19 protein-coding genes are annotated in these 22,315 nt (G+C 63.1%); 9 read left to right on the plus strand and 10 right to left on the minus strand.

What is annotated here, in order from left to right; all coding sequences use genetic code 11:
* Window positions 1-10 precede the first annotated feature (10 nt).
* Entirely contained in the window at window positions 11-937 is a 927-nt protein-coding gene (locus KO538_RS18205) for a histone deacetylase family protein (RefSeq protein WP_034751778.1), read from the minus strand.
* 211 nt (window positions 938-1,148) lie between these two features.
* Here KO538_RS18205 and KO538_RS18210 point away from each other — a divergent pair, with 211 nt between their 5' ends.
* The 5 genes from KO538_RS18210 (at window position 1,149) to KO538_RS18230 (ending at window position 7,007) form a co-directional block, all read left to right on the plus strand.
* Entirely contained in the window at window positions 1,149-2,057 is a 909-nt protein-coding gene (locus KO538_RS18210; RefSeq protein ID WP_219329230.1) for a MoxR family ATPase, read from the plus strand.
* A 5-nt stretch (window positions 2,058-2,062) separates the two neighbouring features.
* The gene (locus KO538_RS18215) at window positions 2,063-3,064 is read left to right on the plus strand and encodes a DUF58 domain-containing protein (protein WP_219329231.1); all 1,002 of its coding nucleotides are present in this window, start codon (window positions 2,063-2,065) and stop codon (window positions 3,062-3,064) included.
* The gene (locus KO538_RS18220; protein ID WP_219329232.1) at window positions 3,061-5,082 is read left to right on the plus strand and encodes a DUF3488 and transglutaminase-like domain-containing protein; all 2,022 of its coding nucleotides are present in this window, start codon (window positions 3,061-3,063) and stop codon (window positions 5,080-5,082) included. The genes KO538_RS18215 and KO538_RS18220 overlap by 4 nt, the downstream gene beginning before the upstream one ends.
* A complete protein-coding gene (gene mltB / locus KO538_RS18225) occupies window positions 5,073-6,236 on the plus strand; it encodes a lytic murein transglycosylase B (protein ID WP_374106861.1) in 1,164 nt (387 codons plus the stop codon). The genes KO538_RS18220 and mltB overlap by 10 nt, the downstream gene beginning before the upstream one ends.
* A 438-nt stretch (window positions 6,237-6,674) precedes the next feature.
* Window positions 6,675-7,007: a hypothetical protein gene (locus tag KO538_RS18230; protein WP_034751784.1), complete on the plus strand. Its 333-nt coding sequence runs from the start codon at window positions 6,675-6,677 to the stop codon at window positions 7,005-7,007.
* 98 nt (window positions 7,008-7,105) lie between these two features.
* On the opposite strand, the gene cysM is transcribed toward KO538_RS18230, so the two are convergent.
* Window positions 7,106-8,008, minus strand: a complete 903-nt coding sequence (cysM, locus tag KO538_RS18235; protein ID WP_034751785.1) for a cysteine synthase CysM — start codon at window positions 8,006-8,008, stop codon at window positions 7,106-7,108.
* Between the two features lie 252 nt (window positions 8,009-8,260).
* Between cysM and KO538_RS18240 the strand changes: the two genes are divergently transcribed.
* Window positions 8,261-10,018 (plus strand): FAD-dependent oxidoreductase, encoded by a 1,758-nt coding sequence (locus KO538_RS18240; RefSeq protein ID WP_219329234.1) that lies wholly within the window; start codon window positions 8,261-8,263, stop codon window positions 10,016-10,018.
* Here the strand turns inward: KO538_RS18240 and KO538_RS18245 are convergent.
* The gene (locus KO538_RS18245; protein ID WP_257620435.1) at window positions 10,015-11,349 is read right to left on the minus strand and encodes a M28 family metallopeptidase; all 1,335 of its coding nucleotides are present in this window, start codon (window positions 11,347-11,349) and stop codon (window positions 10,015-10,017) included. The genes KO538_RS18240 and KO538_RS18245 overlap by 4 nt on opposite strands.
* Window positions 11,350-11,594: 245 nt before the next feature.
* On the opposite strand from KO538_RS18245, the gene KO538_RS18250 reads away from it, so the two are divergent.
* The 3 genes from KO538_RS18250 (at window position 11,595) to KO538_RS18260 (ending at window position 15,029) form a co-directional block, all read left to right on the plus strand.
* The gene (locus KO538_RS18250) at window positions 11,595-13,160 is read left to right on the plus strand and encodes a phospholipase D family protein (protein WP_219329235.1); all 1,566 of its coding nucleotides are present in this window, start codon (window positions 11,595-11,597) and stop codon (window positions 13,158-13,160) included.
* A 230-nt stretch (window positions 13,161-13,390) separates the two neighbouring features.
* Complete coding sequence (locus KO538_RS18255; protein WP_219329236.1) at window positions 13,391-14,149, plus strand: PEPxxWA-CTERM sorting domain-containing protein; 759 nt, start codon at window positions 13,391-13,393, stop codon at window positions 14,147-14,149.
* Between the two features lie 34 nt (window positions 14,150-14,183).
* On the plus strand, window positions 14,184-15,029 hold the full coding sequence (locus tag KO538_RS18260; protein WP_219329237.1) for a sterol desaturase family protein: 846 nt from the start codon (window positions 14,184-14,186) through the stop codon (window positions 15,027-15,029).
* Between the two features lie 85 nt (window positions 15,030-15,114).
* Here the strand turns inward: KO538_RS18260 and KO538_RS18265 are convergent, their stop codons facing one another.
* The 7 genes from KO538_RS18265 to rpsA form a co-directional block, all read right to left on the minus strand.
* The gene (locus tag KO538_RS18265; protein ID WP_219329238.1) at window positions 15,115-15,819 is read right to left on the minus strand and encodes a helix-hairpin-helix domain-containing protein; all 705 of its coding nucleotides are present in this window, start codon (window positions 15,817-15,819) and stop codon (window positions 15,115-15,117) included.
* Window positions 15,820-15,997: 178 nt separating this feature from the next.
* Window positions 15,998-16,951, minus strand: coding sequence for a D-glycero-beta-D-manno-heptose-7-phosphate kinase (rfaE1, locus tag KO538_RS18270; protein WP_051991229.1), 954 nt, complete (start codon window positions 16,949-16,951; stop codon window positions 15,998-16,000).
* Window positions 16,948-18,315 (minus strand): UDP-glucose/GDP-mannose dehydrogenase family protein, encoded by a 1,368-nt coding sequence (locus KO538_RS18275; RefSeq protein WP_072454428.1) that lies wholly within the window; start codon window positions 18,313-18,315, stop codon window positions 16,948-16,950. Before KO538_RS18275 ends, rfaE1 begins: the two co-directional genes overlap by 4 nt.
* Window positions 18,316-18,394: 79 nt before the next feature.
* Entirely contained in the window at window positions 18,395-19,570 is a 1,176-nt protein-coding gene (gene lapB, locus KO538_RS18280; RefSeq protein WP_034751794.1) for a lipopolysaccharide assembly protein LapB, read from the minus strand.
* Between the two features lie 46 nt (window positions 19,571-19,616).
* Window positions 19,617-19,919: a lipopolysaccharide assembly LapA domain-containing protein gene (locus tag KO538_RS18285; RefSeq protein ID WP_034751796.1), complete on the minus strand. Its 303-nt coding sequence runs from the start codon at window positions 19,917-19,919 to the stop codon at window positions 19,617-19,619.
* 256 nt (window positions 19,920-20,175) lie between these two features.
* Window positions 20,176-20,481 carry an integration host factor subunit beta gene (locus tag KO538_RS18290; RefSeq protein WP_008446215.1) on the minus strand — a complete coding sequence of 102 codons (306 nt, stop codon included), beginning with the start codon at window positions 20,479-20,481 and terminating at the stop codon, window positions 20,176-20,178.
* A 20-nt stretch (window positions 20,482-20,501) separates the two neighbouring features.
* On the minus strand, window positions 20,502-22,214 hold the full coding sequence (rpsA, locus tag KO538_RS18295; RefSeq protein WP_071650172.1) for a 30S ribosomal protein S1: 1,713 nt from the start codon (window positions 22,212-22,214) through the stop codon (window positions 20,502-20,504).
* Window positions 22,215-22,315 lie beyond the last annotated feature (101 nt).

Genomic DNA, 22,315 nt, shown 5'->3' on the forward strand with positions numbered 1-22,315 from the left:
CGCGGGGTCCTTACAGTTCCGCCAGCGCCTTCACGTGCGCCGCCACGCTGCGGCCCAGCGACGACAGGTTGTAGCCCCCTTCGAGGCAGCTGACGATACGGCCTTTGCCATACTGGCTGGCCACGGCCATCATCTGCTGCGTCATCCACGTATAGTCGGCCTCCACCAGGCCCATGCCGCCCACGTCGTCTTCGCGGTGGGCGTCGAAACCGGCGGAAATGAAAATCATCTGCGGCTGCTGGCGGTGCAGCGCCGGCAGCCAGTGGTCGAGCACCAGCTGGCGCACGGCGTCGCCCTTCGAGCGGGCCGGCACGGGCACGTTGACGCGCGTGTCCGTATAGGACTCGACATCGCTGTACGGATAGAACGGGTGCTGGAAAAAGCTCACCATCAGGATGCGCGGATCATGCGCCACGGATTCGGCCGTGCCATTGCCATGGTGGACGTCGAAGTCGACGATGGCGACCCGTTCAAGCCCGCGCACGTCGAGCGCATGCTTGGCGGCGATGGCGACATTATTGAACAGGCAAAAACCCATCGGTTCGCTGGGCCGCGCATGGTGGCCGGGCGGGCGGATCGCGCAGAAGGCGTTGCTGATCTCGCCATCAATGACGGCGTCCGTGGCCGCCACGGCCGAGCCGGCGGCGGCCAGCGCCGCCTCGTAACTGTGCGCGTTAAGCAGGGTGTCGCCGTCGAGCGGATAGTAGTCGCCCTCCTGCGGCACATTGTCGCGCACGAGGCCGATGGCCGTGGCGCTGTGGTTGCGCTCGATATCGGACAATTGCGCGCGCACGCCATCGCGGTGCTCAACCAGGTCGCTGATGTGCGCGAGTATCAACTGGTCATTGATGGCCTGCAAGCGGGCCGGCGATTCAGGGTGCCAGTCGCCCATTTCATGGCGCTGGCAATCGGGATGGGTATAAATGGCTGTGCTCATGCGCTGTACTGGTTACCTCTGTCTCTGTCCATTCTCCGGGAACACTGCATGGCATTCCTGTTCGCCCTGCGCGTTCTCGCATAAAATCACTGGCCGGTCTGTGCCGCTACCGCACTAATCTACCACGTGCACGGCACGGGCGGGCGGCACGGCTTGACCTGGCCAAAGCGATTGTAAATTAAATAATCCGTCTTACTGTGATAGAAATAGCATGTTTTCGAAAATACACCAGGCCGCACAGCAGATCGGCGAAGTTCTCGTCGGCAAACACTTGCAGATCCGCCAGACCCTCGCCTGCGTGCTGGCCGGCGGCCACCTGCTGATCGAAGACGTGCCCGGCGTGGGCAAGACGACTTTGGCCCACGCGCTGGCCATCTCGCTGGGCCTGCAATGGAAGCGCCAGCAATTCACGAGCGACCTGCTGCCCGCCGACGTGGCCGGCATGAGCGTGTATGACCGGGGCAGCGGCAGCTTCGTGTTTCATCCCGGCCCCCTGTTCACGCAAGTGCTGCTGGCCGACGAGATCAACCGCGCCACGCCGAAGACGCAATCGGGCTTGCTCGAAGCGATGGAAGAGCGGCAAGTGACGCTCGATGGCGTCACGCACGCGCTGCCGCAGCCGTTTTTCGTCATCGCCACGCAGAACTGCGCGCACCAGCTGGGCACCTTCCCCTTGCCCGAATCGCAGCTCGACCGCTTTCTCATGTGCGTGACCCTCGGCTACCCCGATGCGGCCGCGGAACGGGCGCTGCTGCTGGGCGCCGACCGCCGCGCCATGCTCCACACCTTGCCTGCCGTCATGAACGCGGAAGAATTGCTGCAAGCGCAAGCGGGCTTGCGCGCCATCCACACCGCGCCTGCCGTCGTCGACTACGTGCTGGCCCTCGTGCATGCCACGCGCGCGCCGGGCGTGTTTGCCGATGGCCTGAGCCCGCGCGCCGCGCTGGCCCTGCTGCAGGCGGCGCGCGCCTGGGCCGCCCTGGAAGGCCGCGACCATGTCACGCCCGACGACGTGCAAGCCGTGCTGCTGCCCGTCTGCGCCCACCGCCTGCATGCCGCGCAAGGGTCCGTCGATAGCCGCAGCCTGCTGCAGCACATGCTGTTGAGTATTCCCGTCTGAGCGGCATGCGCTGGCGCACTATCCAATGGCTGCCGGCGCGCCCCTGGCTGGGCGCGGAGCGCGTGCACATCCGTCCCTCGGGCGCAGGCCTGGCGTTTGCCGCGCTGCTGCTGGCGCTGTGGATCGCCGCCGTCAATTACCGCCTGGGCCTGGGCTATGCGCTCACGTATTTCGCGGCCGCCTGCGCCATCGCCGACATGCTGTTTGCCAGCCGCAACCTGGCGGGCCTGGCCCTGGCCGCCACGCCGGGCAGCCCCGTGTTCGCGGGCAGCCCGGCCACGTTCACCTTGCGCCTGATCAACCGCAGCGCGCGCCCGCGCCATGCCATCCACGTGGCCATCCGCGATTTGGCTGCAGCACCCGGTCTGGCCGACATCGCCGCCCACGGGGAAACGGCCGTCAACATCGTCGTGGCCGCGCCGCAACGGGGATGGCTGATTGCCCCGCCCGTGCGCCTGTCCGGCAGTTTTCCGCTCGGTCTGTTCCTTGCCTGGTGCCACTGGCAGCCAGAGGCGCGCGTGCTCGTGTATCCGCAGCCCGAACACAATGCGCCGCCGCTGCCCTTGCCTGCCGGCACGCTACAGCAGGCACGGCAGCCACGTACGCAAGATGGCGCCCTGGAGCTGGCAGGCGTGCGCGCCTACCAGCCCGGCGATCCCTTGCACCGCCTGGCCTGGCGCCAGATCGCCCGCCATGATGGCGAGCATGTATTCAGCAAACAATTCCAGCCTGCCGCCGACGCTCCCGCAGGCGCAGCCCATGGCAGCATCATGCTCGAGCATGCCGCCCTGCACGCGCTGGCGCCGGAAGCGCGTTTGTCGCGCCTGGCCGCCTGGGTGCTGCAGGCGGAACGCACGGGCCTGCCATATGGCTTGCGCCTGGGCCCGCTAACTGTCGCGCCGGCCCTGGGCGCCAGCCACCGCGACGCCTGCCTGCGCGCACTGGCCCTGCACGGTTCGCCACACGATTGGCGGCACGATTTTCCGCCAGCGCAGGCGACGCCATGAAAGCCTGGCTGAGCAACTTGCCGCGCGACAAGGCCGACATCGTGCTGCTGTTGCTGTCCGCCGCCATGGTGCTGGCTCCGCACGCGCTGCACCTGCCTCCGTGGCTGTCGGCCGCCGCAGCAGCCCTTCTGCTGTGGCGCGCCGTCATCACCGTGCGGGGCAAGCGCCAGCCGCGGCTGGCCCTGCTCGCGCCGATGGCCTTGCTCGGTATCGCCGGCGTCTACGCCAGCTATGGCACCGTGCTGGGACGCGATCCCGGCGTGGCCATGCTGGCCTTGCTGCTGGCCTTGAAATCGCTGGAAATGCATGGCCGGCGCGACATCTTCGTCTTTGTTTTCCTCAGTTTTTTCCTCCTGCTGGCAAATTTCTTCCATGCGCAAGGCATCCTCAGCGCCGCCTGGATGCTGGCCACCGTCATCGTCTTGCTGGCCGCCCTGCTGTCAGCCCAGTACGGCGCCGTGCAGCCCCGCCTGGCGCAACGGTTAAATTTACTGGGACGCATGCTGGCGCTGGCCATCCCCCTGTCGGCCGTGATGTTTTTTGCCCTGCCGCGCGTGGACGGCCCCCTGTGGGGTACGGCACCGGAAGGCGCGCAGGCGCGCACGGGCTTGTCCGACAGCATGCAGCCGGGCGCCATCGCCTCGCTGGCCCTGTCAAGCGAACCCGTCTTCACGGCCCGATTTTCCACACCGCTCCCGCCGCAAGACCAGCTGTATTGGCGCGGCGTGGTGCTGGGCGACTTCGACGGCGCCACCTGGACGCGCCGGGGCGCAAAGGGCCGCGCGCCTGCCAGCGACAGCCGGATAGATATCGCGCTGGAAGGCCAGCCCAGCCACTACGAAGTCACCCTGCAAGCAAGCGGCCAGCGGCGCATCTTCGCGCTCGACGTGCCGCGCAGCATCGAACGCTTGCCCGGCAATCCGTACGTCGTGTCGTCCGCGCTGGAAGTGCTGACCATACAGCCTATTACTTCGACCGTGCGTTACCGCGTCAGTTCCCAGCCGCGCTACCGGCTGCAGGCAAACCTGTCGCCAGAACAGCAGCAGCCATGGCTGGCCTTGCCCGCTGGCAGCAACCCGCGCAGCGTGGCCTGGGCCCGTGCATTGCGCGGCAGCGGCGCGCAAGCGCTGGCGCCCGCCGGCGCGATCGCCGCCGTGCTTGAGCACTTCCGCCGCGCGCCGTTCCGCTACACCCTGCAGCCGCCGCTGCTGGGCAAGCAGGGCGTCGACGACTTCCTGTTTGGCACGCAGGCGGGCTTTTGCGAACATTACGCGGGCAGCTTTGTCGTGCTGATGCGCGCCATGGGCATACCCGCGCGCGTCGTCACCGGTTACCAGGGCGGCGTGCGCAACGGTACGGACAACAGCTTGACGGTTCGCCAGTCCGACGCCCATGCGTGGAGCGAAGTGTGGCTGGCGGGCCGAGGCTGGGGGCGCGTCGACCCGACAAGCGCCGTCGCCCCCCTGCGCACGCAGCGCAACCTCGACGCCGCGCTGCCGCCGGCCCCGTCGCCGCTCACGGCGTGGCGCGCCTTGGCCGGCCTCGATGGCGGCGCGCAAGGGGCGGTTGCCGCGTGGCGCCAGCAATGGCAGCAGGCCGAGCACGCCTGGAGCAGCTGGGTGCTCGACACCACGCCGCAGCGCCAGCGCGCCATGCTCGATGGCTTGAAAAACGTGCCGGCGAAAAAGCTGGCACTCGCGTGCGCCGTGCTGGCCCTGCTGTCCGCCGTGGCGGGCGCACTGGTCTGGTGGCGGCAGGCGCGGCAAGGCGATCCGCTTGACGCCCTGTATGCGCAGTTTTGCCATTTACAGGCGCGGCGCGGGTACAGCCGTGCGCCGCACGAAGGCCCGCACGGTTATGCTGCGCGGTTGGCCGCGGGCAAGGCCACACAAGAGGCACACGCCGCCATCGCACAGTTTCTGGCAATCTATGCCGCGATGAAGTATGGTAATGCCAGCCCAGACGAACAACTCCGCGCGCGGCGCCACTTGCGCCGCCTGTTAACCCAATGCCGATGAGACGCTCCTTGTTACCGATCAAATACCCCGCCCTGTCCCTGCTCCTCTCCCTTCCCCTGTGCCTGGCCACCGCGCACGCTGGCGAAAACAGCAATATTTCCGCTGCCGACCGCGCCCGTGCCGTGCGCGCGGCCAAAGCGCCGCCCGCCAAGGCAGCAGCCAAAAAGGCACCGGCGAAATTCGACTTCGAAGGCGAATTTGTCGACTATGCCAACTGGAAGGAAGTACGCGCCTTTCTCGACGACATGTCCGCCAAACACGGCTTTGACCGCGCCGAACTCGATACCCTGATCGGCAAGGTGCGCTATGTCGAGTCAACCGTGCAACTGATGAAGCCCGCGCCGCCCGGCAAGCCGAAGAACTGGCAAGCGTACAGCTCCCGCTTCATCGAACCGGTGCGCATCAATGCGGGCGTGAAATTCTGGGAAGAGAACGCGGAAGCGCTGGCACGCGCCGAACGCGAAAATGGCGTGCCGGCCGAGATCATCGTCGGCATCATCGGCGTGGAAACCGTGTACGGACGCAACACGGGCCGTTTCCGCGTGCTCGACGCGCTGACGACCCTCGCGTTTTCCTATCCGGAAAGCCCGACCCGCGCCGCGCGCATGGAATTTTTCAAGGGAGAGCTGGAAAACGCGCTGCTGTACGCGCGCAAGGATGGCATCGATCCCCTGACCCTGCTCGGCTCGTATGCGGGCGCCATCGGCTTGCCCCAGTTCATGCCTAGCAGCATCATGAAATATGCGGTGGATTTCGATGGCGATAGCCACATCGACCTGCGCAATTCCACATCCGACGCCATCGGCAGCGTCGCGCACTTCCTCGTCGAGCACGGCTGGCGCCGCGATGATCCAGCCATCAGCACCTATCCCGTCACCGTCTCGGCCAGCCGCGCGTGGGAAAAGTTCATTGGCCAGGGCTTGCAAGCGAAGTACCGGCTGGGGGAATTGCAGGAAGCCGGCGTGAGTGCCGCCCCGTCCACGCCCCAGAACATGCTGTTCGGCTTGATCGACTTGCAAAATGGTTCAGAAGCAACTGAGTATCACTTGGCAACCAATAACTTCTTTGCTATAACTCAGTACAACAGAAGTTATTTTTATGCCATGTCGGTGATCGATTTGGGCAAAGCCATCAGTCAAGTGCGCGCACGCTAACCGAAAGTCAGTGTAAAGTTATAATATTACTTGTAAGAAAGCGTAAGGGATATTGAATCGACCAGCAAACAGGTCTATGGTAGGCCCGATAACATGTGCCAGCCTCGCTCGCCAGCCTTTGTGCGGCACGGAATGCAGTAATGGTTTTATACTTAACTTTTGTCAAAGTACAATTTTTGTTCTATCATAGAGCATAATAAAGAATAAATAGGTGTTGCAGCTAGACAACACCGGTTCTGTACCAAGCAAGATTATTGGGCTTTCCCGCCTGAAATTGAATCCTGTTGTACAATTGTGTATATATCATGAAAAACTGTATCCCGGATCGTACCGTGTGTGAATTCGTTCCTTTTAGTAAAGAATGAACATGAACGCAGCAAGAGCGAGCTCCGAGTGTTTTTTACTTTGCAGTGCAACTACAGAAGGAACAATAACATCATGACAAACCAAGTCGGCATTGATATGAACAGCGATTCGGACTCCGACGATCTGCTTCAGTACAACCCAAACAGACTGCTCGATACCCTGATCGAAAACCTGCGCCTGAAAAACGACGCAGCCTTGTCCCGCGCGCTGGAAGTGGCGCCACCGGTCATCAGTAAAATCCGCCACCACCGCCTGCCGGTCGGCGCATCGCTGCTGATCCGCATGCACGAAGTCAGCGACCTGAGCATCCGCGACCTGCGTTACCTGATGGGTGACCGTCGTAACAAATTCCGTATCAGCGACAAGCAATTCAAGCCAAAAGAAGGCGAAACGCCACAAGGCTGATCCTGCCAGTTTTGCAGGTTTTCCCTCCCCGCCATGGGGAGGGGGTCTTTCCAGCAGTTCTCAGGCCGTTCTGGCCGATATATTTCCCGTATTAACTATCAGGCAGGAAACACGCCCGTCGAGAGATAGCGGTCGCCGCGGTCGCACACGACGAACACGATCGTCGCGTTTTCCACCGTTTGCGAGATGCGCAGCGCGATTTCGCACGCGCCGGCTGCAGAGATGCCGCAGAACAAGCCCTCTTCCGCCGCCAGGCTGCGCGCCATGCGCTCGGCCACGCCCTGGCTTACGTATTCCACCTGGTCCACGCGCGACTTGTCGTAGATTTTCGGCAAGTACGCTTCCGGCCACTTGCGGATGCCGGGAATCTGCGAACCTTCCTCGGGCTGGGCGCCGATGATCTGGATGGCGGGATTCTGTTCCTTCAAATAGCGCGACACGCCCATGATGGTGCCCGTCGTGCCCATGGCGCTGACGAAGTGCGTGACGCGGCCTTCCGTATCGCGCCAGATTTCCGGGCCCGTGCTTTCATAGTGGGCGCGCGAATTGTCTTCGTTGGCGAACTGGTCGAGGATCACGCCGCGGCCATCCTTCTGCATCTGTTCGGCCAGGTCGCGCGCATATTCCATGCCGCCCGTCTTCGGCGTCAATAAAATGTCGGCGCCGTAGGCGGCCATGCTCTGGCGACGCTCCACGCTCAGGTTATCAGGCATCAAGAGCAGCATCTTGTAGCCGCGCAAGGCGGCGGCCATGGCCAGCGCAATGCCCGTATTGCCGCTGGTCGCCTCGATCAGGGTGTCGCCGGGCTTGATGACGCCGCGCTCTTCAGCGCGCTTGAGCATGGACATCGCCGCGCGGTCCTTCACGGAGCCAGCCGGATTATTGCCCTCCAGCTTGCCCAGGATGACGTTGTTGCGCGCAAGCGCATCGGCACCCGGCAAGCGCGTCAGCTGCACCAGCGGGGTATTGCCTATCGTATCTTCAAGTGTCTTGTAAGCCATCGTGTCTGTTTGAGTAGATTCAACAAAGACCCATTCTAATATGAGATGCTGGACGGCGTATCGCTGATCGGCAGCAGCAGCCGGGCCCGTTTGTGCGTCCGGCTGCGCCGCCACTTGCCGCATGGCGCCTGCCGCGCTGCCATTTCCGGGCGTGCGCAAGGGGTATTGCGGCAGGCGCGCACCGCATGCGCTAGACTCGTCACTGTTAGTTATTTTTGTTATTTGCTTATTCAGCCTCCGAACGGACTCGCCATGGCCAGCAGCACACCCGAATTCATTCCCGAAACGACGCAGGACGATCCCGTCCAGTTCGCCACGCTTGACTTGCATGGCCGCAGCCATCAGATCTCGCCCGTCTTCACTGGACCCGAACTGCAGCGCTTGCAGCGTTATGGCACGCGCCATCACTTTGCCGATGGCGAGACGCTGTTCGAGGCGGGCAGCAGCAGCTTCGGCATGCTGGTGATACTGTCCGGACGGGTCAGCATCAAGCGCCATGAAGTGATGGGACAGGCGTCCGTGCTGCGCGAAGTGGGCGTTGGTCACTTCATTGCCGAGGTGGCGCAATTGTCGGGCCGCCCCACCCTCGTCAACGGCAGCGCCGTCGGCGCCGTGGAATTGCTCGACATCAGTTCGGAATCGCTGCGCGCATTGATCGTGGCCGAGGCCGAAATGGGCGAACGCATCGTGCGCGCCCTGATCCTGCGCCGCGTCGCGCTGATCGAATCGAATTCAGGCGGCCCCGTGCTGGTGGGACCGCGCGGCAATGGCAATCTGTTCCACCTGCAAAGTTTCTTATCGAGCAATGGCCACCCGCACACGGTGCTCGATCCAGCCACGGATGCGGCCGCCGCCGCGCTGGCCGAACGCTACCAGCCCACGCCGCAGGAATGGCCGCTGGTCGTCTGCCCTGACGGCAAGATCATGAAGAATCCCGGCAATGCGGAGCTCGGACGCTGCCTGGGCATGCTGCCCGATTTGTCCGGCAACAAGATTTTCGACGTGCTGGTGGTGGGCGCCGGACCGGCCGGCCTGGCCACGGCCGTGTATGCGGCCTCCGAAGGCTTGAGCGTGCTGGCGCTCGAGCAGCGCGCGTACGGTGGCCAGGCCGGCGCCAGCGCGCGCATCGAAAATTACCTGGGCTTTCCGACAGGCATCTCCGGCCGCGCGCTGGCGGGGCGCGCCTATGTGCAGGCACAAAAGTTCGGCGTCGAAATCGCCACCCCGGCCAGTGCCGCCAACTTGCTGTGCGACACCTGGCCCCTGCGCGTCAATCTGTGCGACGGTACGCAGGTACGCGCCCGCACGGTCGTGCTGTCGTGCGGCGCGCGCTATCGCCGCCCCTCGCTGGCCAACCTGAAAACATATGAAGGACGGGGCGTGTATTACTGGGCTTCGCCCATCGAAGCCAAGCTGTGCCGGCAGGAAGAGATCATCCTCGTTGGCGGCGGCAACTCGGCCGGCCAGGCGGCCGTGTTTCTATCCGGCCACGCCGCCAAGGTCCACATGGTGATCCGCGGCGAAGGCCTGGCGGCCAGCATGTCGAGCTACCTGATCGAGCGCATCGCCGCCACGCCCAACATCACCTTGCACACGCACACGGAAATCATCGCCCTCGAAGGCGACGACGATGGCTTGACGGAGGTGCGCTGGCGCAACAACCGCACGGGCGAGGAAGCCGATTGCGCCGTGCGCCGCGTGTTTCTTTTCGTCGGCGCCGACCCGAACACGGACTGGCTGCACGACTGCGCCGTGGCCGTCGACGAACAGGGCTTTATCCGCACGGGCTTCGATGTCACGCGCGCCGAGTGCCGCGCCCACGACCACGCAATCTATCCGCCAGACTTGCCCGACCGGGCCGCGCTGGAAACGAGCGTGCCGGGCGTGTTCGCCATCGGCGACGTGCGGGCCGGCTCCACCAAGCGCGTGGCCGCCGCCGTCGGCGAAGGCGCTGCCGTCGTTTCCCAGATTCACGGCTTTCTTGCGCGCCTGCCCGTCAACAGCGCCTAACGCAAGGGCATGGGATACGTGGCCACGCTGACATTACCGTCGCGGTCGATGGCCTGGACGCCAAAGAAATAGTTGTCTTTCGACAGCTTGACCCTGGCTTCGGTGACATTGCCCACGTCCTGTGCGCCCTGCCACTGGTCCGCCGTCGTGGCGCGCCAGACGATGCGGTAGCCGGCCAGGTCCGGTTCCGTATTCGGCTGCCAGACCAGCGAGGTGGCGTTTTCCAGCTGGGCCGTGCGCACCTGCACGCCGGCGGGCGCGGCCGGCGCCAGGGCCAGCGACGCGAGCGCCGCCGCATTTACGCGCGCCACTTTCGCCACGTAGTCATAGTCGACGAATTGCGGCAAGTCGCCGTACTGCACGCCGTTTTCCACGCGCACATCCTGGTGCTGATGGGCAAAATCCTCGTGCGGTTCCGTGAAACGCAGCGCTGCATACCCTTGTGCGAGGAAAGGCATATGGTCGCCGCCGCGCAGGTAGCGGTCGGCACGCTGGATGACGTTGACCGTAAAGCCGGGCACATAGCGCTCGCCCACCTGTTTCACATGGCGCGCCAGCTGGCGCGAAATCGAATCGTTTTCGCCGCCCGTCGCCACCAGGGCACGCACGCCGTCGCTCATCTCCTTCACGGCCGGGATGCCTTCGGCAAACAGGCGCACCTGGCTGCCATCGACCGTGCCGTCTTCCGCGCGAGAACTGCCGATGATGTCGTTGTTGAGCATGCCGGCGATATTGAGATTTTTCAATTTTGCCTGCTGCGCCCAATGGCCGGAACCCAATAGTCCCTGTTCCTCGGCCGCCACGGCCATGAAGACGATGGTGGCGTCGAAGCGGTAGCGCGCCATCGCGCAAGCCATCTCGATCACGGCCGCCGTACCCGACGCGTCGTCATTGGCGCCAGGCGCGTCGCTCTGCGCATCCATCACGTCGGTGGCACGCGAATCGTAATGGCCACTGACGACATAGATACGCGCGGCCGACTGCGGCTGGCTGCCCGGCAAGGTCGCCACCACGTTGACGATGTCCGTCGGCCGCGCAATGCGCTTCGACACGGGTGCGATATGGCTGTCGAACGCCACCTGCAGCCGCCCGCCCGCCTGCGCGCCGCAGCGCTCCAGCTCGGCCTTGATCCAGCGCCTGGCCGCGCCGATGCCGCGCGTGTCGGACACGGTATCGGACATCGTGTGGCGCGTCTGGAAGCCCACGAGCTTGCGCACATGCGCCTCGATGCGCTGCGGCGAAATGTCGGCCACCACCTGCCTGATCTGCTGCTGCGCCGGTTCGGCGCCCGGCGCCGCCGCCGCGCCCGCCGACAGCAGGGCTGCCGTCATTGCCGTCATTGCCGTCATTGCCGTCAAAATCCGTCCCATGCGTGCATCCCCCGGTGATTGATTGAGCTGGCCATTCTCGCATTTTTGACGACGGGCAAGGATGTTCCTGGACGAAAATCGTGCGTTATAGAAACTGCTACAATCGGCCACTGCCCCGCTCACGAAAGACACCGCATGCGCCTGACCACCCATCACTCCGCACACCGCAGCCTCAGCCTGCGCGCGGTCCGCTGACGGTGCGCCGCATGCTCGTCAAATTGCTGCTGCTGGCCACCTTGTTTGCCGTGCTCAGCATCGCCGCCCTGTACAGCTACGGACGCTTCGCCGAACGCTCGCTGGGGGCGCCGGGCACGGCCTTGCCCGTGGCGATCGATGCCACCCTGCTCGACCGCGTGCTGGCGCCGCAGCTGGCGCAGCGCCCGGACCACAGCGGCACGGCCCTGATCGACGACAATCTGGAAGCGTTCGCCCTGCGCGCCCTGAGCGCGCGCGAAGCGGGCCGCAGTCTCGACCTGCAATACTACATCTGGCATAACGACGTCACGGGACGCCTACTGGTGCGCGAACTGCTGCGCGCGGCCGACCGCGGCGTGCGCGTGCGCGTATTGCTCGACGATATCAACGCACGGGGCCAGGACACGGCCATCCTCGCGCTCGACAGCCATCCACTGATCGACGTGCGCATCTTCAATCCGGGCCGCAACCGCGACGGCATCTGGATGCGCGCCGTGGAAATGGCCTTGCGCGCCGTCAGCCTGAACCGGCGCATGCACAACAAGGCCTGGATCGTCGACGGCCGGGTCGCCCTCGTCGGCGGGCGCAATATCGGCGATGAATACTTCGATGCCGCCGAACAAGTCAATTTCCAGGATGCCGACCTGCTGCTGGTGGGTCCGGCCGTGCGGCAGACGAGCGACATCTTCGACCGCTTCTGGAACAGCCGCGCCGTCATCCCCATCGGCGCCTTGCACGAAGGCAAGGACGCGGGCGCGGCTGAACTGCAGGCGGTACGCGCCCGCCTCGACGCACTCACAGGCGAACTGGGCGCCTCGCCCTATCTGCGCCAGCTGACCGATGCGGGCCAGCTGCAGGCCCACCTCGATGGCCGCCTGCGCCTGCACTGGAGTACCCAAGTGCAAGTATTGTCGGACCCGCCGGAAAAAGCCGCACCCATAGCCAGTTTGCAGCGCAGCGAGCACTGGCTGATGCACAGCTTGCTGCCCCTGCTGACGGACGCACGCGAGGAAGCGCTGCTGACCTCACCCTATTTTGTGCCCGGCGCGGAGCTGACGCAGACCCTGGCCGGCAAGGTCGCCGCCGGCGTCAAGGTCCAGGTACTGACCAACTCGCTGGCCGCCACCGACGTGGCCCTCGTGCATGCGGGCTATGCGCGCTACCGCCAGATGCTGCTGGGCGGCGGCGTCGACCTGTTTGAATTGAAGACCCAGCACCGCAAGCGCATCAGCCTGATGGGGTCGAGCCGCGCCAGCCTGCACACCAAGGCCGTGGTGGTCGATGGCCAGCGGGGCTTCGTCGGCTCCTTCAACCTCGACCCGCGCTCGGCCCAGCTGAACACGGAAATGGGCGTGCTGTTCGACGATGCCGCGCTGGCGGCGGACATGCGCACGCTGTTCCTGCACTCGACGGCGAGCGACACCAGCTACCGATTGTTCCTCGATAACGGCGCCCTGCGCTGGTCCGACGCTACCGAAGAGCCCGCCAAAGTGTGGACGCAGGATCCGGAAACAGGCTTCTGGCGCCGCATGCTGGTGTCGGTGATGCGCTGGCTGCCGATCGAGTCGCAGCTGTAAGCGTGCATGGCATATAAAAACTTTAATCCTGACAAGATTGCCATTTAAAAATATTTGTTGTTTTCGAGACATGTTAGATGCCGTTTTGCCAAACGCTGCTATAATCGCGTCAACAAGACACCACCGTTGTCTCTGAAACACTTTCTCGCCCCTTCCGCGATTGAATCGAACGTTGGCCAAAAGCTCGCCGACAGACTGCAACACTATCCTGTCACTTTTGGAGCTTTATCATGCGTAAAACATTTACCTTGCTGGCGCTGGCCGCCGCTTCCCTGTGCGTCACTGCCGCCCAGGCCGCCACGGCCAACCTGGTCAAGAATGGCGATTTCGAACTGACCAGCAACGGCACTTCGAAACAGCTGAACGAAGGCAACTACGCCCGCGACGACCGCACCTACCTGACCGACTGGTCCAGCAAAGGCTACAACTTCGTCTTGAACGGCAACAACATCGACGACACCAACGCCAAGACGGCGCTGGCCTTGTGGGGTCCGAATTCCTACAGCGGCCGCGGCCCGAAAAACGGCCTGGGCGTCAGTCCCACGGGCGGCAATGTGCTGGCGGCCGACTGGGATTATTTCCCAGGTCCCGTCACGCAACTGGTCAGCGGCCTGGTGGCCGGCCAGGCGTACACCCTGAGCTTTTCGTATGGCGCAGGCCAGCAAGTGGGCTTCCGTGGCGACAACCTGGTCAATTACTGGGACGTTGCGCTGGGCAACAGCAAGCAGCAAACGGCCTCGCTCGCCAACGTCAGCCAGGGCTTCACGGGCTGGCACCAGACCAGCATGACCTTCACGGCCGCAAACAGCAGCGAATTGCTGTCGTTCATGGCCAAGGGCAGCCCGACGGGCGCGCCACCGTTCATGCTGCTCGATGGCGTGTCGCTGGTGTCGGCCGTGCCGGAACCGTCGACCTGGGGCATGCTGATCGGCGGCCTGGGCTTGCTGGGCTTTATGGCGCGCCGCCGCAAGGCTGCCGTCGCGGCCTGAGACAGCAGCACTGCTTACTGCTTGATGGAGCAAAATGAGCTTGCTGCACACCCTGCAAACCCAGCTGCCCGGCATCGTCATCGACGTGCTGCGCCTGAGCCTGTGGCTGGTGTTACTGGCTGTTATCTTCGTGCCGCTCGAGCGCTTCTTTGGCGAACGGCATGCGGGGCGCTCACGCACGGAGCTGTTCAGCGACCTGGGCTTTTATTTCATCAGCAGCCTGCTGCCGGCCGCCTTGCTGGCCGTGCCGCTGGCCCTGGTCGCCATCGCTGGCCAGCGCTTGCTGCCGGACGCCATCCCCGCCACCCTGTCTGCCCTGCCCCTGTGGGGCAAGCTGCTGCTCGGCTTGCTGATCGGCGAAGTCGGCACTTACTGGGGGCATAGGCTCAGCCATGAAATTCCATGGCTATGGCGCTACCATGCCGTGCACCACAGCACGGAACAGCTGTATTTCCTCGCCAATACCCGCACCCATCCGGTCGACATGGTCGTCACGCGCCTGTTCGGCCTGACACCTTTGTATCTGCTGGGCCTGGCAGGACCCGGTGCGGCAGGCAGCGCCGCCCCCGTGCTGCTGTTGCTGATCGGTACCGTCTGGGGCTTCTTCATCCACGCCAACCTGCGCTGGCGCTTCGGCCCGCTGGAATGGCTGGTGGCCACGCCCGCCTTCCACCACTGGCACCACAGCAAGTTCGAGCACATCAACCGCAACTACGCTTCCACATTGCCCGTGCTGGACCGGCTGTTCGGCACCTATCACCTGCCGCGCGCCTGGCCCGCCGCCTGCGGCATCGAAGCGCCCATGCCGAAGACGCTGGCGGGCCAACTGGTGGCGCCATTCCGGCGCACTGGCAAGCGGGAAGTCCCGGCTGCAGAATAAAAAAACCCCGCGCGGCCGGTACCACGCGGGGTTTTCTTCTCGTGCTGCGCGGCACCACCACGCAGCACGCCTTACAGCAACACGCTTACTTTTTCTCGGCTTCGGCCTTCTTCGCATCGGCCGCAGCCAGCTTGGCTTCCTTCTTCGCAGCCGCTTCCGCAGCCTTGGCTTCTTTTTTCGCTGCAGTAGCCGCCTTCTTCGCGGCAGCCGCTTCCTTCTTCGTTTCGGCCGCCGTTTTCACGGGGGCGGCATCGGCGGCGGCTGGCGCGGTAGCGGCGGCAGGCACGGCCTTGGCGGCGGCGGCTTCTTTCTTGGCGGCAGCAGCGGCGGCCTTGGCTTCTTTCTTCGCGGCAGCAGCTTCTTTCTTCGTTTCAGCGGCTGTCTTGGCTGGCGCCGCAGCGGTGTCGGTCGCAGCAGCTGGCTTCGCTGCGGCTTCTTTCGCTGCAACTTCCTTCACAGCAGCTTCCTTTTTAGGTGCGGCAGCTTTCGGCGCCGGAGCGGGCGCCGCTGGCGCGCCGGACATGGACTGGCCATTCACTTGCAAGCCCGCTTCCGACAGTTTCACGGAACTTTTCGGGCCGATGCCCTTCACGCGGGTTTCGAAATCGGCCCAATCCTTGAAGGCGCCGCCCTTGGCACGTTCATCGATGATGGCTTTCGACGTGACGGGGCCGATGCCCTTGACGCTGTCGAGTGCCGCCTGGTCCGCCTTGTTGACATCGACCTGGGCAAAGGCAAAGCCCATCGTCGCAATCAAGGTGGCGATGGCCAGCAGTATTTTTTTGAACATGGGTATCTCTCCGTGGTGTGGTTTCAAGTTGACTCGAACGCAAGGGAAGAGCAGCGCCTTAACGGCTTTAACGGCTGTGGCGTGATACGGTTGACAAGACGGGACAGCGGAAGGAGGGGAAAACCTGCGCCAGATCAAACAGACTGGCGCAGGTGATATGCGGAATACAGCGGCATAGTTACTGCGGGAACAGCTCGTCACGGGTGACGGTGGCCGTGCCCAGCTTGCCGACGACGATGCCGCCGGCCCGGTTGGCCGTGCGCACGGCCTCGCCCAGGCCCATGCCGGCGCCCAGCATGGCCGCCATGGTGGCGATCACCGTGTCGCCGGCGCCCGAGACGTCGAACACTTCGCGCGCATCGGTGGGCATGTGCAGCACCTCATCGGCCGTGTACAAGCTCATGCCTTCTTCCGAACGGGTCAGCAGCAAGGCGTCCAGGCCCAGCTGCGCGCGCATCTGCTGCGCGCGTTCCGTCAATTGCTCTTCCGTGCTCCAGTTGCCGATCACGCGGCGCAGTTCCGATTTATTCGGAGTGAGCACTGACGCTCCCGTATAGCGGCTGAAATCATCGCCTTTCGGGTCGACCATGACGATCTTGCCGGCGGCACGGGCCGCCTTGATCATCTCGGCCACGTTCACCAGGCTGCCCTTGGCGTAGTCCGACAGGATCACCACATCGTAGTGCGGCAACAGGGCATTGAACTGCGCCAGCTTGTCGCGCAGCACCGTATCGCTGGGCGCATCCTCGAAATCGATGCGCAGCATCTGCTGCTGGCGGCCGATCACGCGCAGCTTGATGATGGTGGAAATGGCCGCATCGCGCTGCAGATAGCTGTGGATGCCGCCGCCCTCGAGCAGGCGTTCGACCTGGCTGCCGGCCTCGTCGTCGCCGACCACGCCCAGCAAGCTCGTCTTCGCTCCCAGCGCGGCCGCGTTGCGCGCCACGTTGGCAGCACCGCCCAGGCGCTCTTCGCGCTTCTCGATGCGCACGATGGGCACGGGCGCTTCCGGCGAAATACGGCTGACGTCGCCAAACCAGTAGCGGTCCAGCATCACATCGCCCACCACCAGCAGGCGTACCTGGGCCAATGCGGCTGGCGCCGTCAAGGCGACCACCTCTTGGGCGCTCATGCGCGCGTCAGGATCGAGCGACCGATCCCGTGGTATTCGATGCCATTCTCGGCCATGACGGCCGGCTCGAACAGATTGCGTCCATCAAAGATCACGGCCTGCTTCAGGCGCGCCTTGACCTGCTCGAAGTCGGGGCTGCGGAATGCTTTCCATTCGGTCACGATGACCAGCGCATCGGCGTCCTGCAGCGCATCCTTCGAACTGTCGGCAAAACGCACCTTGGCCAATTGCTCCGGCGTCAAGTCCAGCTGCAGTACGCGGCGCGCCTCGGCCATGGCGACGGGGTCGTACACAGCCACGGTGGCGCCGCGCGCCAGCAAGTCGGCCAGCAGCACGCGGGCCGACGCTTCGCGCATGTCGTCCGTATTCGGCTTGAAGGCCAGTCCCCACACGGCGAAATGCCGGCCCGTCAGATCTTCACCGAAGCGAGTGACCACTTTGCGTCCCAGCACCTGCTTCTGCTGGTCGTTGACGGCTTCGACGGCGCGCAGGATCAGCAATTCCTGGCCGTGGCCGCGCGCCGTGCGCTCAAGCGCCTGCACGTCTTTCGGGAAGCATGAACCGCCATAGCCGCAGCCGGCGTACAGGAAGCTGTAGCCGATGCGCGGGTCGGAACCGATGCCGTGGCGCACGGCTTCGATGTCGACGCCGACCTTGTCGGCCAGGTTCGCCAGTTCATTCATGAACGAGATGCGCGTGGCCAGCATGGCGTTCGCCGCATACTTCGTGAATTCGGCCGAGCGCACGTCCATCCAGTAGGTGCGCTCGTGGTTGCGGTTGAACGGCGCGTACAGGCTTTTCAGCAGTTCGCGCGCGCGTTCGCCTTCCGGCGTGGCGTCGACGCCGATGACGATGCGGTCGGGGCGCATGAAGTCTTCGACGGCCGCGCCTTCCTTGAGGAATTCCGGGTTCGACGCGACCGAGAACGTGGCGGCCACGCCGCGCGCATCGAGTTCGCCCTGGATGGCGGCGCGCACTTTTTCGGCCGTGCCGACGGGCACGGTGGACTTGTCGACGATGACCTTGAAGTCCGTCATGTACTTGCCGATGCCGCGCGCCGCAGCCAGCACGTATTGCAGGTCGGCCGAGCCGTCTTCGTCGGGCGGCGTGCCGACGGCGATGAATTGCATCACGCCGTGTGCTGCCGCCGCTTCAATGTCGGTGGAAAAGGTCATGCGCCCGGCGGCGCGGTTGCGCGCCACGACTTCTTCCAGGCCCGGTTCATGGATGGGAATGCCGCCGCTGTTGAGCAAGGCGACCTTCTGTGCGTCCAGGTCGAGGCAAAAGACGTCGTTGCCCAGCTCCGCCAGGCAGGCGCCGGTCACGAGGCCAACATAGCCGGTGCCGATAATAGTGATTTTCATGGATGTACCGTATGGATAAAAAGCAGGTCTTACATAGAAGTACACGCCACATTGCTCAGGGCAAGGTGACGTGTACGAATCAGTTCATGACATTGAGTTCTTCTGTGCGGCGTGGTGGGTAAGTCTCCCACTTGTTGCAGCCAGGGCAGTGCCAGTAGAACTGGCGGGCCTTGAAACCGCAGTGGCTGCACTGGTAGCGGGCCAGCTTCTGCGTGTAGCCGTGCACGAGGTTTTTCACCATCGACAGCTCGGACCAGATCGCGGCCGGCGCGTCCATCATGCGCGCTTCCAGCAGTTTATCGAGGCCCAGCAGGGTCGGCGTGCGGCGCAGCTCGGCGCTGACCAGCTGCTTCGCCGCCTCCACACCGTCGAGCTCGATGACGGCCTTGAAGACGACTTCGATCAGGTCGATCGACGACGCCTCTTCCAGGTAGGAACGCAGCAGGTTGACGCCTTCCTGTGGACGGCCCAGCTTGGTATAGCCATCCATCAGGCGCTGCGCCACCAGGGCCACGTGCGGCACGCTTTGCTGCTCCACGCGGCGCCAGGTGGTCAGCGCGCCTTCCACGTCGCCACGCGCCAGCAGCACGTCGCCCGTCAGGATGGTGGCGCGCACGCTCTTGCGGTCCGTCTGCAGGGCTTTTTCCAGCAGCGGCATGGCATCGTCCGGCTTCATGTGCACGAGGGCGTCATGCGCCAGCTCGCAATAGAACTGGGCGATTTCCTTCTGGCGCGCACCGGCGCCCGATTCCTGCAAGCCCACGGCCGCTTCGATGGCGCGTGGCCATTCCTTTTCGCGCTGGTAGATTTCCAGCAGCGCGCGGCGCGCCTGGGCCGCATATTGCGTGTCGATCAGGCTGTTGAAGGTTTCTTCGGCGCGGTCCAGCAAGCCCGCCTTCAGGTAATCCATGCCCAACTCGTAGGCGGCGTGGCCCTGCTGTTCCAGCGGCAAGTCCGGGCGCGCCAGCAAGTTCTGGTGCACGCGAATCGCGCGCTCCGTTTCGCCGCGGCGGCGGAACAGGTTGCCCAGCGCGAAGTGCATATCGGCCGATTCCGGGTCCAGCTTGACGACTTCGATGAAGGCGTCGATGGCCTTGTCATGCTGCTCATTGAGCAGGAAATTCAAGCCCTTGAAATAATTGCGCGGCAGGCTGCGCGATTCGGACACCAGTTGATGAATGTCCACACGCGCGGCAATCCAGCCCAGCGCGAAAAACATCGGGATACCCAAGAGCCACCAGAGTTCAAAATCCATGCGATTGTTTTTATTCGAGTAAGAGAGATAGGAGCGACGGCGGCGCTTACTGCGCGCTCACGCTGTCCGGTTGCGGCTGGACATTGCTGGCCACGCCAACGGTCTGCAGCGCGGCAATGGTGGTTTTTTGCTTGGTCGCTTCGCGGCGGTGACGGAACACGGTCGGCGTCAGGGCCAGTACGCCCAGGCTCGCGCCAGCGACAAAAAAGCCCAGCAGCATCAGGACCAGGGGGCCGCGAATTTCATAATTGAGGAAAACATGCAGGTCGACAACCTGCGCATTCTTCAGCGCAAAACTGAAGAACAGGACGAAAAGAACACAGCCAACGATGGTGGAGATGATTTTCATCGATAGGTCCAGAGTGAACAAAAAAATACCAGTGCGACATGGCAAATGGCAAATGGCGCAAACGTAGAGTGCTGATCAAACCGTAGCGAGCGGCAGTGATTTGTGGCCGAGAAGCGCAACCGTACTGAAGTACGGTGAGCATCGCCGGCCGCAAAGCGCGCCGCACAGTAGGTTTAAGCAGTGCTCTACAGCATATTAACAAAAAAAAGCGGCATCCAAGGACGCCGCTCTTTATTTTCCGCCTTCCAGCAGACGATTAATCCTCGATGATCGGTTGCCCGACCATCGCGTCCACGCGCTCGCGCAACTGTTTGCCCGGTTTGAAGTGGGGTACCCGTTTTTCGGGAACCATCACCTTGTCGCCGGATTTCGGGTTGCGGCCGATGCGCGGGGGCCTGCTGTTCAGGGCAAAACTGCCAAAACCGCGGATCTCGATACGCTGACCAGTCGCCAGGGCGTTGGTCATCGCATCGAGAATGGTCTTGACGGCATACTCCGCATCTTTCGCCACCAGCTGAGAATAACGCTCAGCGAGGCGGTTGATCAGCTCGGACTTTGTCATCTGCCAGTATCCGCGAAGTCTTAGTTCTTGTTATCGAACTTAGCTTTCAACAAGGCGCCCAGGCTGGTGGTGCCCGAAGCTGCGTTGTTGTCGGTAGCTGCCATCTTCTGCATGGCTTCCTGGGTTTCAACGTTGTCTTTCGCTTTGATCGACAGTTGGATACCACGGGCTTTGCGGTCGATGTTCAGCACCATTGCTTCAACGGTGTCGCCGACTTTCAGGTGCGTACCAGCATCTTCAACGCGGTCGCGCGAGATTTCGGAAGCGCGCAGGTAGCCTTCAACTTCTTCGGACAGTTGGATCACGGCGCCTTTAGGCTCAACCGATTTAACGGTACCGGTTACCAGCGAGCCTTTGTCGTTCATGGCTGCGAAGTTGTTGAATGGGTCACCTTCCAGTTGCTTGACGCCCAGGGAAACGCGCTCGCGCTCAACGTCGATGGCCAGAACGATGGCTTCCAGTTCGTCACCTTTCTTGAAGCGACGCACGGCTTCTTCGCCGGTTTCGGTCCAGGACAGGTCGGACAGGTGCACCAGACCGTCGATGTTGCCGGCCAGGCCGATGAACACGCCGAAGTCGGTGATCGATTTGATCGCGCCGCGGACTTTATCGCCCTTCTTGTGGGTAACGCCAAAGTCATCCCAAGGGTTGGCTTTGCACTGTTTCATACCCAGCGAGATACGACGACGCTCTTCGTCGATTTCCAGAACCATCACTTCTACTTCGTCGCCCAGTTGGACAACTTTGTTAGGAGCAACGTTTTTGTTCGTCCAGTCCATTTCGGAAACGTGTACCAGACCTTCGATACCCTGTTCCACTTCAACGAACGCGCCGTAGTCGGTCAGGTTCGTTACTTTACCGAACAGACGGGTGCTTTGTGGGTAACGACGGGACAGACCGGTCCAAGGATCGTCGCCCAGTTGTTTCACGCCCAGCGAAACACGGTTTTTCTCTTGATCGTATTTCAGGACTTTGGCGGTGATTTCCTGGCCAACCGTCAGAACTTCCGACGGGTGACGTACACGGCGCCATGCCAGGTCGGTGATGTGCAGCAGGCCATCGATACCGCCCAGATCCACGAACGCGCCGTAGTCGGTGATATTTTTGACGACGCCGGTCACGACCGTGCCTTCTTTCAGCGTTTCCATCAGTTTCTGACGCTCTTCGCCCATCGAAGCTTCGATGACGGCGCGGCGGGACAGAACCACGTTGTTACGCTTGCGATCCAGCTTGATCACTTTGAATTCGAGGGTTTTGCCTTCGAATGGGGTGGTGTCTTTGACAGGACGGGTATCAACCAGCGAGCCCGGCAGGAATGCGCGGATGCCGTTGGTCAACACGGTCAGACCGCCTTTGACTTTACCATTGACGGTACCGACGACGATTTCGCCCGATTCCATCGCTTTTTCCAGAGCCAGCCACGAAGCCAGACGCTTGGCTTTATCGCGCGACAGGATGGTATCGCCGAAACCGTTTTCCAGCGATTCGATCGCCACGGAAACGAAGTCACCAACTTTGACTTCCAGTTCGCCGTGGTCGTTCTTGAATTCTTCGACAGGGATGAATGCTTCGGATTTGAGGCCAGCGTTCACGATCACGAAATTGTGGTCGAGGCGCACGACTTCAGCGGAAATAACTTCGCCGGAGCGCATATCTTGACGCGACAACGATTCCTCGAAGAGCGCAGCAAAACTTTCCATACCGGTAGATTCGTTAGTTGTAACAGTAGACATAGGGTTCACACAGGTTATCCAGCAGAGATCGCACGATGCGACTTAAACTGGGTTAGGTTTTTGACACACCCGGACAGGCCAGGAGCCGTCAACGGGCACCA

The organism is Janthinobacterium sp. NKUCC08_JDC (genome assembly GCF_019345575.1).
GTDB lineage: Bacteria > Pseudomonadota > Gammaproteobacteria > Burkholderiales > Burkholderiaceae_D > Janthinobacterium > Janthinobacterium aestuarii.

Coding starts and splice junctions, on each gene's coding strand:
- KO538_RS18205 (WP_034751778.1), bottom strand. CDS start 937: ATGAGCACAGCCATTTATACCCATCCCGATTGCCAGCGCCATGAAATG.
- KO538_RS18210 (WP_219329230.1), top strand. CDS start 1,149: ATGTTTTCGAAAATACACCAGGCCGCACAGCAGATCGGCGAAGTTCTC.
- KO538_RS18215 (WP_219329231.1), top strand. CDS start 2,063: ATGCGCTGGCGCACTATCCAATGGCTGCCGGCGCGCCCCTGGCTGGGC.
- KO538_RS18220 (WP_219329232.1), top strand. CDS start 3,061: ATGAAAGCCTGGCTGAGCAACTTGCCGCGCGACAAGGCCGACATCGTG.
- mltB (WP_374106861.1), top strand. CDS start 5,073: ATGCCGATGAGACGCTCCTTGTTACCGATCAAATACCCCGCCCTGTCC.
- KO538_RS18230 (WP_034751784.1), top strand. CDS start 6,675: ATGACAAACCAAGTCGGCATTGATATGAACAGCGATTCGGACTCCGAC.
- cysM (WP_034751785.1), bottom strand. CDS start 8,008: ATGGCTTACAAGACACTTGAAGATACGATAGGCAATACCCCGCTGGTG.
- KO538_RS18240 (WP_219329234.1), top strand. CDS start 8,261: ATGGCCAGCAGCACACCCGAATTCATTCCCGAAACGACGCAGGACGAT.
- KO538_RS18245 (WP_257620435.1), bottom strand. CDS start 11,349: ATGACGGCAGCCCTGCTGTCGGCGGGCGCGGCGGCGGCGCCGGGCGCC.
- KO538_RS18250 (WP_219329235.1), top strand. CDS start 11,595: ATGCTCGTCAAATTGCTGCTGCTGGCCACCTTGTTTGCCGTGCTCAGC.
- KO538_RS18255 (WP_219329236.1), top strand. CDS start 13,391: ATGCGTAAAACATTTACCTTGCTGGCGCTGGCCGCCGCTTCCCTGTGC.
- KO538_RS18260 (WP_219329237.1), top strand. CDS start 14,184: ATGAGCTTGCTGCACACCCTGCAAACCCAGCTGCCCGGCATCGTCATC.
- KO538_RS18265 (WP_219329238.1), bottom strand. CDS start 15,819: ATGTTCAAAAAAATACTGCTGGCCATCGCCACCTTGATTGCGACGATG.
- rfaE1 (WP_051991229.1), bottom strand. CDS start 16,951: ATGAGCGCCCAAGAGGTGGTCGCCTTGACGGCGCCAGCCGCATTGGCC.
- KO538_RS18275 (WP_072454428.1), bottom strand. CDS start 18,315: ATGAAAATCACTATTATCGGCACCGGCTATGTTGGCCTCGTGACCGGC.
- lapB (WP_034751794.1), bottom strand. CDS start 19,570: ATGGATTTTGAACTCTGGTGGCTCTTGGGTATCCCGATGTTTTTCGCG.
- KO538_RS18285 (WP_034751796.1), bottom strand. CDS start 19,919: ATGAAAATCATCTCCACCATCGTTGGCTGTGTTCTTTTCGTCCTGTTC.
- KO538_RS18290 (WP_008446215.1), bottom strand. CDS start 20,481: ATGACAAAGTCCGAGCTGATCAACCGCCTCGCTGAGCGTTATTCTCAG.
- rpsA (WP_071650172.1), bottom strand. CDS start 22,214: ATGTCTACTGTTACAACTAACGAATCTACCGGTATGGAAAGTTTTGCT.